Origin of the sequence: Isoptericola sp. NPDC058082 (assembly GCF_042885055.1) — a bacterium.
GTDB lineage: Bacteria > Actinomycetota > Actinomycetes > Actinomycetales > Cellulomonadaceae > Isoptericola.
In genome coordinates, this window is record NZ_JBHVSQ010000004.1 from 88,611 (window position 1) to 103,241 (window position 14,631).

At 75.7% G+C, this 14,631-nt stretch carries 10 protein-coding genes; 4 read left to right on the plus strand and 6 right to left on the minus strand.

Annotated elements, in window-relative coordinates:
• Nucleotides 1–36: 36 nt before the first annotated feature.
• The gene (locus ACFVS0_RS07360; protein ID WP_430587582.1) at nt 37–4,140 is read right to left on the minus strand and encodes a phosphodiester glycosidase family protein; all 4,104 of its coding nucleotides are present in this window, start codon (nt 4,138–4,140) and stop codon (nt 37–39) included.
• A gap of 275 nt (nt 4,141–4,415) precedes the next feature.
• Between ACFVS0_RS07360 and ACFVS0_RS07365 the strand changes: the two genes are divergently transcribed.
• Nucleotides 4,416–5,138 (plus strand): PAS and ANTAR domain-containing protein, encoded by a 723-nt coding sequence (locus ACFVS0_RS07365; protein WP_430563556.1) that lies wholly within the window; start codon nt 4,416–4,418, stop codon nt 5,136–5,138.
• A gap of 10 nt (nt 5,139–5,148) precedes the next feature.
• Here the strand turns inward: ACFVS0_RS07365 and ACFVS0_RS07370 are convergent, their stop codons facing one another.
• Nucleotides 5,149–6,090, minus strand: a complete 942-nt coding sequence (locus tag ACFVS0_RS07370; protein ID WP_430563557.1) for a helix-turn-helix transcriptional regulator — start codon at nt 6,088–6,090, stop codon at nt 5,149–5,151.
• Between the two features lie 161 nt (nt 6,091–6,251).
• Here ACFVS0_RS07370 and ggt point away from each other — a divergent pair, with 161 nt between their 5' ends.
• Nucleotides 6,252–8,132, plus strand: a complete 1,881-nt coding sequence (ggt, locus tag ACFVS0_RS07375; RefSeq protein WP_430563558.1) for a gamma-glutamyltransferase — start codon at nt 6,252–6,254, stop codon at nt 8,130–8,132.
• Between the two features lie 19 nt (nt 8,133–8,151).
• Here the strand turns inward: ggt and ACFVS0_RS07380 are convergent, their stop codons facing one another.
• Complete coding sequence (locus ACFVS0_RS07380) at nt 8,152–8,439, minus strand: hypothetical protein (RefSeq protein ID WP_430563559.1); 288 nt, start codon at nt 8,437–8,439, stop codon at nt 8,152–8,154.
• Nucleotides 8,440–8,465: 26 nt separating this feature from the next.
• Complete coding sequence (locus ACFVS0_RS07385) at nt 8,466–8,951, minus strand: MarR family winged helix-turn-helix transcriptional regulator (protein WP_430563560.1); 486 nt, start codon at nt 8,949–8,951, stop codon at nt 8,466–8,468.
• Nucleotides 8,952–8,990: 39 nt separating this feature from the next.
• On the opposite strand from ACFVS0_RS07385, the gene ACFVS0_RS07390 reads away from it, so the two are divergent.
• Nucleotides 8,991–9,950, plus strand: a complete 960-nt coding sequence (locus ACFVS0_RS07390; RefSeq protein ID WP_430587583.1) for a DMT family transporter — start codon at nt 8,991–8,993, stop codon at nt 9,948–9,950.
• Here the strand turns inward: ACFVS0_RS07390 and ACFVS0_RS07395 are convergent.
• Both ACFVS0_RS07395 and ACFVS0_RS07400 read right to left on the minus strand, forming a co-directional pair.
• Nucleotides 9,908–12,802: an FAD-binding and (Fe-S)-binding domain-containing protein gene (locus tag ACFVS0_RS07395; RefSeq protein WP_430587584.1), complete on the minus strand. Its 2,895-nt coding sequence runs from the start codon at nt 12,800–12,802 to the stop codon at nt 9,908–9,910. The two genes, ACFVS0_RS07390 and ACFVS0_RS07395, sit on opposite strands and share 43 nt — an antisense overlap.
• Nucleotides 12,799–13,833, minus strand: a complete 1,035-nt coding sequence (locus ACFVS0_RS07400) for a serine hydrolase domain-containing protein (protein ID WP_430563563.1) — start codon at nt 13,831–13,833, stop codon at nt 12,799–12,801. The genes ACFVS0_RS07395 and ACFVS0_RS07400 overlap by 4 nt, the downstream gene beginning before the upstream one ends.
• A gap of 134 nt (nt 13,834–13,967) precedes the next feature.
• Between ACFVS0_RS07400 and ACFVS0_RS07405 the strand changes: the two genes are divergently transcribed.
• Nucleotides 13,968–14,522, plus strand: coding sequence for an AAA family ATPase (locus tag ACFVS0_RS07405; protein WP_430587585.1), 555 nt, complete (start codon nt 13,968–13,970; stop codon nt 14,520–14,522).
• Nucleotides 14,523–14,631: the final 109 nt, after the last annotated feature.

The following is a 14,631-nucleotide window of genomic DNA, read 5'->3' on the forward strand; positions in this document are numbered from 1 at the left end:
CGGGGCGAACGCCTGCCGCGGTCGGCGCCGGCGTGCTCAGCGGCGCACGCGGACCGTCAGCTCCTTGCTGCGGGTCTCGCCCGCGGCGTTGGTGAGCACGGCGACGTACCGGTAGGTGCCCGGCTCCCGGCCCGTCACGGCGGTGGTGGCGTGCTGCGCCTCTCCCCCGGCGCCGGGCACGAGCTCCTGTCGGTCGATCTCGACGCCGTCCTCGTACAGCACGTATCCGGTGGCCTGCGTGCCCCACCACTTGGTGGTGGTGACGGCGTAGTCCCCGTCCCCGTCGTGGTTGTCGTGGGAGAGCACCGGCGTGCCCGGGTTCGCGTCCACGACGCGCACGGTGTGCGGGCCGGCGCACGGCGTGGTCCCCGCGGCGTTGACCAGCTCGCACGTGTACACGTACTCGCCGTTCGGCCTGCCCGTCACCGGGACGGCGACCCGCTGCGCGTCGGTGCCGCCGTGCGTCAGCCTCTCCGTGTGGATGAGCTCGCCGTCCTCGTAGAGCCGGAGGCTCGTGGCGTTCTCGCCCCACCACAGGTCGACGAGCACGCGGTAGTCGCCGTCGCGCAGGCCGGTGTCCCAGCCGTTGTCGTCGCTGATCCGCGCCTGGCCGGGCGCCCCTGCGGGGACCAGCACCTCGCGCGTCCCGACGACGCCGTTCACCTCGACCTGGACGGTCGCGCGGCCGGGGGCGACGGCGGTCGCCTCGTGGGTGACCGGGTCGAGGGCGAGGACGGTGCCGCGAGGGGCGTCGTCGGCCGACCCGACGAACACCCGGTCACCGCCCCAGAGCGAGGAGACCGGCCACGCCACCGGCACCTCGCGGGAGCCGTCCTGCGTGAGCAGGGCGCTGACCTGGCCGGACGTACCGACCGCGAGCTCGTCGGGCCCGCTCACCGCGACGCTCGCGGCGCGGGCGTTGACCTCCCAGGAGAACCAGCCGCCGTCGCCGGTGCCCTCGGCCGCCGGGTCGATCCCGATCATCGACCAGCCGGTGAACCCGCCGTCCGCGGGCGTGCTGGCCGGGCTCTTGCCGGAGTTGCCGTTGACGACGTACGGGATGCCGTCGGCGGTGGCGGCGTGGAAGACGCCCACGTGCGACCCGACGGAGGCGACCTGCTTGCCCGACGTCTCGCGGAAGTCCTCGAACCAGCCGCGCAGCGTCTCGGCCTCCACACGGTCGACGAGCTGGCTGGCCTGGGTCGGCAGCGGGTCGTCCAGCGGGTGGTGGAAGAGGGTCACGACGCCGGTCACGGCGTCGTCCGTGGCCGCGTCGTCGAGCGCGTCCCGCAGGGCGCGGAGCTGGGCGAAGTCGCTGCCCAGCCGCCCGCTGGACGAGTCGAGCATGACGAGGCGGGTGGTGCCGCCGTCACCACGCGGGTCGGGCACGTCGACGACGTGCGTCCGCTCGCCGAACTCGTCCTCGAAGTTCTCGATCGAGCCGCCCATGACCTCGTGGTTGCCCGGCAGGTAGTACCAGGGGAAGTCCGCGTCGGCGAGGCCCTCGTCGAGCACCTCCCGGGCCAGGTCGAAGTCGGCGGGCGACGCCTCGTCCACCAGGTCGCCGTTGATGACGAGCAGGTCCGGGTCGGCAGCGACGATCTCCGCCAGCGCCTGCCGCGCGCCCTGCACCGCCCCGGACTCCGGGTCGCGGGCGACGAACTGCGCGTCGGACAGGACGGCCACGCGCAGCGGCGCGTCGTCCGTGGCGCCCTCCGCAACCACCACCGGGTCCTCGACGCGCTCGGCCTGCGGCGCGTCGACGTCCGGCGGCACCTGCGCCCGCACGTCCGAGATCGTGAGCGCGCCCTTGTACTGCGAGGCCGCGCGGGTCTCCAGCACCCGCACGCGCTGCAGCGTGAGCGGGTACGCGACACCCTCCGGCACGGCGAGCTCGACCTGGCGCCACCCCTTCCAGGAGACGGTCGGGCCGTCCAGGTTGGTGACGACGCCGTCTCCCTGGCGCACCTGGAGGCGCAGCCAGGCGCCCTGCTCGTCGCCGTCGACCCACATCGTCACCGTGCGCGGCTGACCTGCGACGACGACCCCGCCGTCCGGGGCCACGGCGTACTGGCCGCGCGTGGCGGTGGACTGCGTGAAGTCGTAGGTGAGCTTCAGCCCGGCCGCGCCGTCGTGCCCGGCGGCGGGGGCGACCGAGCCGCCGGGGGCCCGGTCGTGCGCGGAGGTCCAGCGGGCGGCGTCGGCCAGGTCGGCGACGACGACGTCCTCGAGCGAGACCGCGACGGCGACCTCCACCTGCTCGTCCCCGACGGCGAGCGTGAAGCTCGCGGCGCCGGAGTCCTGCAACGCCCGCACCGTGAACGACCCGTCGGCCGCGGGCTCCAGCGCGGCGACGCCGTCGCCGCCCGAGACCTCGACGTCGCGCGCCTCGATCGGCGCGGAGTACCCGTCGGCGTCGTGCCCGACGACGGTGAGGGACGCCGTCGCCTCGTCGTCGGGGAGCGTCACCACGGGTTCGGGGACGGTGAGCCGCACCGGCGCGCCCAGCACCGTGAGGTCGGCGGAGCCCGTCGCGACGCCGTCCGACGCGGGGGTCGCGGGGGTCGCGGCGCGGACGGTCGTCGTGCCGGCCGCGACGCCGGTGACGACGCCCGCGCCGTCCTCGCCGGTCGCGACGGTGGCCGCGCCGGCGTCGCTCGTCGTCCAGGAGTCGGGCCGGGTGTCGACCGGCGCGCGGGTCTCGTCGAACCCGGCCGCCGTCAGCGTGCGGTGCAGGCCGGGGAAGACCCGCAGCGCGTCGGTCGCGGGGGCGTCGCCCGTCGGGACGGCAGCGCGCACGTCGAACGCGTGCACCTCGCCCGAGCCCTCCGGGGTGAACAGCCCGAGACCGTTGGCGTCCAGCCGCTCCGTGCCGTCGGACGGGCTGTTGAGCACGCTGGTGCCGGCGTCGCCGGGCAGCCGCGCCACCATCGTCGTGGAGCCGCCGCCGTCGAGGTTGATCGCGTCGTCCGCGCCGAGCTGGCCGAGGAGCCGGCCCAGCTCCGGCAGCGACGCGCCGATGCTCTGTGCCTGCCGGCCGTCCACGACCACGAGGTACGCCGTCGTGCCGTCCGCGCTGAGGCCCACCGCCGTGCGCGGGTGCCGGAGCGTCGCGAAGTCGCTGGTGGACGACGTGACCTCGCCGTCCTCGAGCAGCCAGTCGTCCGGGTCACCGCCGATGGCGGTGCGGAGCTCGCCGAGGTCGTCGCGCAGCCCGTAGGCGAGGGACACCTCGTCGCCGGGGGCGAGCGCCTTCAGCGCGTCGGCCGCGGCCCCCGGGCGGGCGACGACGGCCCGCACGTCCGCGGGCAGGCGGCCCTCGCCGGGCGAGCCCACCGCGACGACCGTCCCCGCGGCGGCGCCGCCGGTCGTGCGGACCTGCACCTCCACGCCCTGCTCCCCCGCGCCGAGCGGGCGGGTGCGCGCGGCGTCGCCCCAGGACGCGTCGAAGACGGCGACGCCGCCCGCCGGGACGGCGGTGACGTTGAGTCCCGCGACGGGCAGGTCGTGCCGGTCCGCCCCGGCGCCGAAGGACACCGTGCCCTCCAGGAACACCTCCGCGAGGCGCGCGACGCCGGACGCGTCGACCGTGAGCGCCTTCTCGCGGCCCGGCGTCGCGGACTTGAGCAGCGTGCCGTCGTCCACGGCCGCGCCGAGCGCGGCGCCGGAGTTGTTGATGTCGAAGAAGTCGCCGTTGATCGCGGCGACGGCGCCCCGGTCGGCGGCCATCTCGCTCACGGTCGCGTTTCCCGCCACGGCGTCCGGCCCGAGGTAGCCGAGCCGCGGGCCGTCGTCCCGGCCGAGGTGCGCGACGAGCACCTCGCCGCTCAGCCAGCCCTCGGCGGAGACGCGCGCGAACTCGGTGAGCTCCAGCCCCGGGGCGATCAGCCGCTCGGTGCGCTCGGTGACGATCGCGGCGCCGGCGTCGTCCAGCGGCAGGTCGGCGACGTCGTCGGTGCGGGTCGTCACCTCGGCGGGGGCGGTGCCGGCGGTCGCGACCGGCAGGTCGCGCGGGTCGGCCGGCGCGGCGGCCGCGGCGGCGCCCGCGGGCACCGCCATCGCCAGGCCGAGCAGGAGGCCGACCCCGACAGGGACGGTACGTCGGGCAGGGGGCAGAGCTCGGATCGGTGCTCGGCTCATCGGGGATCCTCCGCTGGTCGGGCCGGGACGTGCGCCGTCGCAGCGTCCCGCGACCAGGTTGCCATCAACTTTCACGATGTCAACCGACAGGGAAACTCTTCTACCTCCTCGGGGCACCCGGTTGTCCCTCAGACGCACACGGCTGTCCCCGACACGCAGACGGCCCCGTCGAGGGCGGCCCACCCGTGGTGTGGTGATCCACCGGCATCGGACATCGGTCCCGGAAGCAGACCGCGCACCGATCCCGCCGGAACGCGCATGGCCAGGAGGTGCCCGTGGATCCCCGTCGCATGCCGACCGACCCGCCCCAGCCCACCTCTCCGCCCGCGCCGGCGGACGACGGTTCCACCCTGGAGCACGCGCTCGACATCCCGCCGGCGCCGCTCACCGGCTCCTACCGCTGCCTGCTCCCGGCTGAGACCTGGTGGTGGTCGGAGGGGATGTACCTCGTCCACGGGTTCGAGCCGGGCGAGGTGGTGCCGTCCACCGCTCTCGTCCTGGCCCACAAGCACCCCGACGACCGCGAGCGGGTGCGGCGGCTGCTCGCCGCGGCGCAGCGCACCGGGACCCCCTTCGCCAGCGTGCACCGCATCATGGACGCGCGCGGTCGCGAACGTACCGTCGTGCTCTCCGGCCAGGTCCGGCCCGCCGCGGAGGACCCCGCCATGGCCGTGCTCCAGGGCTTCGTGACCGACGTGACGGCCGAGGTCAGCGAAGACGCGGCCCGGATGGCCTCGCGGCAGGTGGCCGCGTCGGCGCAGAGCCGGTCCGCGATCGACCAGGCCAAGGGGGTGCTGATGCTGCTCTACGGCCTCGCGGCCGAGGACGCCTTCACCGTCCTGCGCAGCGCCTCCAACACGCACAACGTCAAGGTGCGGGACCTCGCCGCGGCCGTGCTGGCCGCCGCGCGCACGCACGGGACGGCGGCGCGGCCCGTCGTCGAGGACCTGCTGCGCCAGGCGCTCCTCGCGACCGGACGGTCCGTCACGACGCCCTGACGTCCGGCGCTCACCGGCGCAGGGTCTGCGACGGCAGTTCGTCGTGCGCCCGGCGGTAGGCGGCGGCGAAGTGGCCGAGGTGCAAGAAACCCCACCGGCGCGCCACGGCCGCGACCGTGACCACCTCCGGGTCACCGTCCAGGAGCTCGCGCCGCGCCCCGTCCAGCCGGGCCCGGCGCAGCGCGTCCCCCGGGGTGGCGCCCAGCGAGCGCCGGAACGCCGCCTGCAGTCCGCGGGTGGAGACGTGCACGGCGGCCGCGACGTCGTCGACCGTGATCGCCTCGTGCGCGTGCTCGTCGATGTACGCCGACGCCCTGCGGACGACCGGCGGCAGCACGCGCTCGGCCGCTCGCCCCTGGTCGTCGAGGGCGACGTTCGGGAAGGCGTGCAGCAGGGAGAGGGCGACGTGGTGCGCCAGCGAGCTCTGCAGCACCGCCGACGACAGCGCCTCGGCGTCGCGGGTCAACGACTGCGCGGCGTACCGTGTCGTCGCCTTCCAGGCGCGCGCCGCCGCCGGGTCTCGCGGGGACCCTGACCGGAACAGGTGGGTCGGCTGGTCGCGCCCGGTCAGCCGCGCGGCCACCGCGCGCACGTAGCCGCGGTCGAGGGTGAGACCGCTGGTCCGGGCGGTCTCCCAGGTCGCCGTCGCGCGGTCCGGCGCGTCGAGCAGCACCGGGCCAGGGCCGAAGGCCTCCCCCGCGTGCTGCAGCTCGATCTCCCCCCGCAGCTGGAGCACGACGATCGGCTCGGGCTCGTCCAGAGCCGAGCGCCCCGGCATGGGGAGCGTGTGGTCCGTCCAGGCCAGGCGCGCGATCGCGGCGGAGCGGATGGAGAACTCGAAGGCCTGCTTCGGCGCGCGCAGGTGGACCCGGGGAAAGATCCTCTCGAGCGCCTGCTCGGCCTCCTGGGCGTCGGAGGTCCGCAGCTCGAAGCCCGCGACCGGTGTCGTCATCCGCCTACCGTCGCGATCCCGCGGGCGCAGCGCAACAGACCAGGTCACGAGTTCGGGACACGGGCCGGTCGCCCCGCCCCGCCGCGTTCGGCGGGCGTCCGACGTCGTTCTCCGCCACTGTGGGAGAAGCGCCTCGGGACCCGCCCGCCACAGGAGACCCCATGGACCACCGTCTGGACCACCGCCGCTCCAGCTCACGCCCCCGCCGCACCCGCGTGCTGGCCGCCCTGGGCGCGGCGGTGCTGACCGCGACGACCGCCGTCGTCGGCACCACCGCCGCGTCCACCGCGAGCGCCCACCCGCACGGTGGCGGGCACGGTGACGTGAAGGTGCCCACCGCGGTCGGGTACGGCGGCGCCGTCAGCACGGTGGACCCGGAGGCGAGCCGGGTCGGCCTGGACGTGCTGCGCAAGGGTGGCAACGCGGTCGACGCGGCGGTGGCGGCGGCCGCCGCGCTGGGGGTGACCGAGCCGTACAGCGCCGGGATCGGCGGCGGCGGGTACTTCGTCTACTACGACGCCGACACCGGCGAGGTGCAGACGATCGACGGCCGGGAGACGGCGCCGGCGGAGATGCCGAACAACGCGTTCATCGACCCGGCGACCGGCAAGCCGTACCCGTTCACGCCGGACCTGGTGACGAGCGGCGTCTCGGTGGGCACGCCGGGCACGCCCGCCACCTGGCAGACGGCGCTCGACGAGTGGGGCACCTACTCCCTGAAGAAGGCGCTGAAGCCGGCGACGCAGCTGGCGCGGCGGGGCTTCGTCGTCGACCAGACGTTCCACGACCAGACGGCGGACAACGCCGAGCGGTTCGCGGCGTTCCCCGCCACGGCGGAGCTGTACCTGCCGGGCGGGGCGCCGCCCGCCGTCGGCAGCGTGTTCCGCAACCGCGACCTCGCCGCCACCTACGACCTGCTGGCGAAGCGCGGGACCGACGCGTTCTACGGCGGGCGGCTCGCGGCGGAGATGGTCGACGTCGTGCAGCACCCGCAGACCTCCCCCGACACGGACCTGCCCGTGCCCCCGGGCTACCTCGACCTCGACGACCTGGCCGGGTACGAGGCGCTGGTGCAGGACCCGACCGTGTCCGACTACCGCGACTACGACGTCTACGGCATGGCGCCGTCGTCCAGCGGCGGGTCCACGGTGGGCGAGGCGCTGAACATCCTCGAGACGTTCGACCTGTCCGGGATGGACGACGCGGCCTACCTGCACCACTACCTGGAGGCGAGCGCCCTGGCCTTCGCCGACCGCGGCGCGTACCTGGGCGACCCGGCGTTCGTCGACGTCCCCCTCGACACCCTGCTGTCGGACGACTTCGCGGCCGAGCGCGCGTGCCTGCTCGACCCGGAGGCGGCGGCGACCAAGCCCGTGGCACCCGGGGACGTCGACGCCGACGACGCGGCGTGCGGCGAGACGATCGCCCCCGCCGACTCGGACACGGAGAACGTCTCGACGACGAACCTCACCGTGGTGGACGAGGACGGGAACGTCGTCGAGTACACCCTCACGATCGAGCAGACCGGCGGCTCGGGGATGCTCGTGCCGGGCCGCGGCTTCCTGCTGAACAACGAGCTCACCGACTTCTCCACCGTGTGGGCGGCCGACGACCCGAACCGCATCGAGCCGGGCAAGCGGCCACGGTCGTCGATGGCGCCGACGATCGTGCTGCGCGACGGCGAGCCCGTCCTGGCCCTCGGCTCGCCCGGCGGCTCCACGATCATCACGACCGTGCTGCAGACGCTCACCAACCACCTCGACCGCGGCATGCCGATCGGCGACGCGCTCGCGGCCCCGCGCGCCGCTCAGCGCAACACGGCGTCCGTCACCGCGGAGCCGGAGTTCATCGAGGCCTACGGCCCGGAGCTGGAGGCGTACGGGCACACGCTCGTGCCGGCCGGAGACGCGTTCACGTCCGCCGCGGAGATCGGCGCCGCGACGGCGGTGCAGATCGGCGACGACGGCCTGCTCACCGCCGTCTCCGAGCCGCGCCGCCGCGGCGGCGGCGCCGCGATGGTGGTGCATCCCACCGACGGGTGAGCGCCCGCACCGGCCCGCGTCACCGCAGGTGCGGCGGCTGCTTGTCCTGCCCGAGGAGGGAGCGACGGTCGAACTGCGGCGCCGGTCCGCTCTCACCGGCACCGTCGGGCCTGACGCGGTCGCGCGTGCGCTGCCGGCGCCCCATCGAGCGCGCCGTGCCCCAGCACAGGACGACGACGACCACGATCCACACGCCCTGCAGGGCGAGCTCGACGCCCTCGGGGAGCCGGACCGTGAACAGCACGACCGTGGCGGCGACGAGCACGGCCAGCCCGACGCCGGCCAGCACCCCGGGCCGGATCCTCATGCCAGCGAGCGTAGCGACCTCCGGCGTCAGCCGGTGACGAGCTTGCGGAGCAGGCCCTCGAGCTGTGCGCGCTCCTGGCGCGAGAGGGGCGCCAGCAGCCCGTCCTCGAGCTCGAGGTGCGCGGGGTAGGCCTCGTCGATGAGCCGGCGTCCCTGCGGCGACAGCGTGACGACGCGCCCGCGACCGTCGTCGGCACGGCCCTGCCGGACCACCAGGCCCGCGGCCTCCAGCCGGTCGACCCGCTTGGACGTCGCGCCGGCCGTCACCATGGTGTGCTCCGCGAGCTCGCCCGGGTTCAGCGCGAACGGGGCGCCCGCGCGCCGCAGCGCGCACAGGACGTCGAACTCGCCCTCCCCGATCCCGAACCGCCGGTAGTTCGCCACGAGCGCGGCGGTGAAGTCGTCGGAGATCCGTCGCATCCGCCCGATCACCGCCATCGGGCTCGGGTCGAGGTCGGGGCGTTCCCGCCGCCACTGCTCGACGAACGTGGCGACGCGATCGGTCTCGGTCATGACCCCATCCTACTTTCCACGGAAAGTATGATGGTTTCCATGGAAACTTCTTCGCCGGCGCGCCGGGCGCTGGCCCGCGTCCGCTGGCCCCTCGTCGCCGCCGTCGGGCCGGTCGCGTTCGGGTCCACGTACTTCGTGACCCATCACTTCCTCCCCGGGGACGCCCCGCTGTGGGGGTCGGCCCTCCGCGCGCTGCCGGCGGGCGTCGTCCTCCTGCTGGTCGCGCGCCGGCTGCCTCGCGGCTCCTGGTGGTGGCGGTCGGTCGTGCTCGGCACCCTCAACATGGGGATCTTCTTCTGCCTCGTGTACGTCGCGGCCCAGCTGCTCCCGTCGAGCGTCGCCGCCTCGCTGATGTCGCTCAGCCCGCTCGCGATCGCGGGCGCGGCCTGGCTCCTGCTCCGCGAACGGCCCACCCCCCGCGTGGTCGTCGGGGCCGCCGTCGGCGGGGCGGGCGTCCTGCTGATCGTCGGCACCGCGACCGGCGCGCTCGACGGCTGGGGCATCGCGGCGTCCGTCGCCTCGATGGCCCTCTCGTCCGTCGGGGCGGTCCTCACCAAGCGGTGGCAGGACGGGACGCCCGTGCTCACGGTCACCGCGTGGCAGCTCGTCGTCGGCGGGGTCGAGCTGCTCGTCGCCGCGGCGCTCGTCGAGGGCGCGCCCCCCGCGCTGTCGGGCACCGAGGTCCTCGCGTTCGCGTACGTGAGCCTCGTCGCGACGGCGCTCGGGTTCGTCTGCTGGTTCAGCGGGTTCCGCCACCTCCCGGCCGGGGCCGTGGGCGTGATCGGCCTGCTGAACCCCGTCACCGGAGTCACCCTCGGCGTCGCGGCCGGTGGCGAGGTGCTCACCGGGTCCCAGGCGCTCGGGATCGCCCTGGTGCTCGCGAGCATCGTGCTCGTCAACCTGCCGGGCGGGACGCGTCGTCGCGGGGAGCAGCCGGACCTGGAGGTCGAGCCCGCTCAGCGCGTCGCCGCCTCCAGCAGCTCGAGCACGTGCACGTAGTCGCGCCCGGTGGCGCGCGCCATGCCCATCTCGCAGGTGCGGTTGTTCGAGACGTACGCGTCGTAGCGGCCCCCGGGCAGCTCCCGCTCCCCCGCCGCGACGTCGGCCGCCTCGGCGTGCGTGGCGGCGGCGGTGAGCTCGGGGTGCAGCATGCCGCGGTCGCCGGCGAAGCCGCAGCAGCCCCAGGCCGCGGGCACGACGGCGTCGTCGGCGACGGCGGCCGCGACGGCGCGCAGGTCGTCCACGGCGCCCAGGTGCACGGTCGCGCAGGTCGGGTGCACGACGACCCTCCCCCGGCGCTCGACGTCGACCCCGCGGTCCGCGAGCGCCGGCAGCACGTCGGTGCGCACGAACGTCACGGCGTCGACGATGCGCAGCCGGGCGAACCTCTCGGCGTCCTCACCGGAGAGGTGGTGCGGCGTCTCGACCAGGCCGTGCGTGCAGCTCGACGCGTCGCACACGACCGGCAGCTCTCCCCCGCGGGTCGCCGTCCACAGCGCGTCGAGCACCTGCCGCGCCATCCGCGCCGCGCCACCCGGCAGGCCCTTGCTCACCCACGGCGTGCCGCAGCACAGCCCGCCGATGCCCTCCGGCACCGCGAGCCCGATCCCGGCGCGCTCGCACAGCACGCGGAAGGCGTGCTCGGCGCCCACCGCGCTGCCGTCGAAGTCCGGCAGGCCCCGGGGCGCGGGGGCGAACAGCTCGCCCATGCACGACGAGAACAGGACGGCCCGGGGCGCACCACCGTCCGCGGCCGGGAGGTCGTCGGCCTCGCGCCGGAGTCCCGGGCCGGGCAGGTCGGCGTCGGCCCGCGGCACGACGTCGGTGCCGACGACGCCGCGCGCGACCTCCGAGGCGACCCGCACCACGGGCGTCGGCACCTTCGCCGCGACGCCCAGCGCGCCGCGCAGCACGTCCACGACCGGCCCCCACGACCCGGCGAGCGCCTCCCCGCCCTTCTGCACGACGGGCGGGTTCGACCGCGCCCGGTGCCCCTTCATCACGACGCCCGTGTCGATGCCGACGGGGCACGCCTCCACGCACATGGAGTCGGCGGCGCAGGTCTGCACGCCCCAGTACCGGTACGCCTGCTGCAGCTCCTCCCGCTCGCCCTCGGGCGCGACGGCGAGCTCCTTGAGCAGCGCGATCCGCTGGCGCGGCGTCGTCGTGACGGTGCGCGAGGGACAGCCGGGCTCGCAGTAGCCGCACTCCACGCAGCGGTCGACGAGCGGCGCGTCCTCGCCGCCGGCGGACGCCTCGACCTTGAGGTCGCGCAGGTGCTCGTGCGGGTCGTCCGTGATGACGACGCCCGGGTTGAGCAGGCCCCGCGGGTCGAACAGGTCCTTGACGCGGCGCATGACGGCGTACAGGTCGTCGCCGTACTGGCGGCGCACGAACGGCGCCATGATGCGGCCCGTGCCGTGCTCGGCCTTGAGCGAGCCGCCGTGGCCGAGGACCAGGTCGACGAGGTCGTCGCTGAACGCCGCGTACCGGTCCAGCTCGGCGGCGTCGCCCAGTCGCGGCGTGATCATGAAGTGCAGGTTGCCGTCCTTCGCGTGCCCGAAGGTGACGGCGTCGTCGTAGCCGTGACGGGCGAACAGGCCGCCCAGGTCGCGCACCGTGGCGGTGAGGTCCGGCACCGGGACGACGACGTCCTCCAGCAGCGCCGTCGCACCCGCGGGGCGGGCGCCCGCGACCGCGGTGTACAGGCCCTTGCGCACGCGCCAGAGGCGCTCGCGCGTGGCGGTGTCGGTGGTCAGCGCGGCGGGCAGCTCGAGCCTGAGGCCGTCGACGACGGCGCGCGCGGCGTCCTGCAGCGGGGCGAGCGCGTCGTCGGTCCCGGCGCGATACTCCACCAGCAACGCCGTCTGGCCGGTGATGCCGGCGCCCTCCGCGAGGGACCGCATCGACGCGTCGGCCTTCGGGTCGGCCGCCGCGACCCGCAGCGACGCGGCGTCCATGAGCTCGATCGCCTCCGGCCCGGAGGCGCCCAGCGGCACCAGCGCGTCCGTGGCGCGCTCGAGGGAGTCGAAGACGAGCAGCGTCGTCGCGACCTTCGTGAGCAGCGGCACCGTGCGGAAGGTGACGTCCGCGACCCAGCCCAGCGTGCCCTCGGACCCGATCATCAGGTGCTCGAGGATCTTCACCGGGCTGTCGTGGTCGAGCAGCGCGTTCACCGAGTAGCCCATGGTGTTCTTCATCGCGAACTGCCGCTGGACCTCGGCGCGCATCGTCGCGCTGCCGCGCACCCGGTCGCGGAGCTCCGCGAGGCCGCGGTGCAGGTCCGGCTCCAGGACGGCGAGGCGCGCGTCGGCGTCCGGCGCCCCCGTGTCGACGACGGTTCCGCCGGGCAGCACGACCGTCATCGCCTCGACCGTCCGGTACGCGGTACGGGTGGTGCCCGACGACATCCCGGAGGAGTTGTTGGCCACCACTCCCCCGACGGTGCACGCGATCTCGCTCGCGGGGTCCGGGCCCAGCCGCCGCCCGTGCCGCGCCAGGTGCCCGTTGACCAGGCGCAGCGTGGCGCCGGGCTGGCAGCGCACCCGTTCCCCGCCGTCGAACACCTCGACGCGCGCGAACCGCGTGCGCGTGTCGACCAGCATCCCCGCGCCCGACGCCTGCCCCGACAGGCTCGTGCCGGCGGAGCGGAACGTCACCGCCAGGCCGCGGCGGCTCGCCTCCCGCATCGCGGCGACCACGCCGTCGACGTCGTGCGCACGCACCACCACCTCCGGGCGCAGCAGGTAGTGCGACGCGTCGTGCGCGTGCGCCACCCGCGTCAGCAGGTCCGTCCGCAGCTCGTAGCCGTCCGCGCGGGCCGCCCCGCGCGTCGTGTCCCGTCCCGTCATCGCCCCTCCTGCGTGCCGAGCCCTGCGGCGAGCGCCGCCAACCGTCGACGCCGCGCCACGACGCTCGACGCCCGCCCACCGTGGACACGGTTCGTCAGCAGCACCGCCGTCGCTCCCGTGGCGAGGTCGACGACGAACGATGTCCCCGTGAACCCCGCGTGCCCCACCTGGTCTCCCGACACCATGAACCCGGGGTCGCCGCGCCGCAGCCCGAGCGCCTGCCCCCACGGCGCGCCGGCGCGGCGGGTGACGTCGTCCGGCTCGACCAGCGCGCGCCACGACGCCTCGCTCACGACCTGCCGGCCGCCCGCGGCCCCGCGGTCGGCGACCAGCGCCGCCAGCCGTGCGACGTCGTCGAGCGTGCCGAACAGCCCGGCGTTCCCCACCGGACGGGCGGTCGCCGCGGCCAGCTCGTCGTGCACGCGACCCGTCGGCGTGCCCGGCTCGGTCGGTGCGACGTCGGCGGCGTCGACGACGTCGACGGGCGACCACCGCAGCCCCGCCGCCCCGAGCGGCGCACCGACGCGCCGCGCGACCACGCGGTCGAGCCGCTCGCCGGCGAGCTCCTCCAGGACCCGGCCGAGCGCGATGAAGCTCAGGCAGGAGTAGGCGTGCGCCGTCCCCGGCGGCGCGACCGGCGGCCCCAGGGCGTCGGCGAGCACGGCGTCCGGGTCGGCCGTGGTGCGCCAGGCGAGGGCCGTGGGACGCAGCCCGGCGGTGTGCGTGAGCAGGTGACGCGCGGTCGCGCCGGACGACGTCGCGGGCACGTCGAGCACCTCGCGGGCCGGGGCGTCGAGGTCGAGCAGGCCGTCGTCGACCAGCGTCGCCGCGGCGAGCGCCACGAAGGCCTTGGTCACCGACGCGAGGTCGAACCGGGTCTGCCCGCCCGTCGTCGCCCCCACGTCCCCCGGCCCGTCCGCGAACGCGCTCACCGTGCCCGCCGACGACGCGACGAGGGCCGCTGCGGAGGACCAGCCCTCGTCGGCGGCGCGCCCGTCGAGGAGACCGGCGGGCTGCGCGGGGTGCGGCACGGTGCGCTCCGTCCTCCGGGGTCGGCGCCGATCCCGGTCCTGGCAGATTTCTCCCTACCGTACTAGTGGTCCGGCACATGTCTTCAGGCCGGTGGCGGTGTCCGCGCCGCGACCGCGTTCCGTACTCTCGGCGGGTGCCCCACGACGCCCCCGCTCCCCCGCCCGCCGTCACGGCCCGCCGGATCCTGGTGGCGGGCACGTCCGGAGCGGGCAAGACGACGCTCGCCGGTCGGGTGTCGGCCGTCCTCGGCCTGCCGTACACGGAGCTGGACGGCCTGTACCACGGCACCGGGTGGACACCTCGCCCGGAGTTCGAGGACGACGTGCGCGCCGTCGTCGCGCAGGACGCCTGGGTGAGCGAGTGGCAGTACACGGCCGTGCGGCCCCTGCTGCTGGAGCGTGCCGAGCTGCTGGTCTGGCTCGACCCGCCGGTCCCCGTCGTGCTGTGGCAGGTCGGGACCCGCACGGTCCGGCGCCGGCTGCGCAGGACGGAGCTGTGGCACGGGAACGTCGAGCCGCCCCTGCGCACCGTGCTCCGGGACCGCGACCACATCCTGCGGTGGGCGTGGCGCACGCGGCACAAGCTCCGCGGCCTCGACGAGCGGCTGGCCCGCGAGGCGCCGCACGTGCGGGTCGTGCGGCTGCGCAGCCGCCGTGCCGTCGAGCGCTGGGTGCGCTCCCTGGCGTGACCCCGGGCGGCGCCGTCAGGAGCCGAACGTCTCCAGCCGGGTCGAGTGCTCCGCCTCCGTGAGGTCGGTGGTACCGCGCGCCGAACCGGAGGGCCGCGGCTACGTTCGC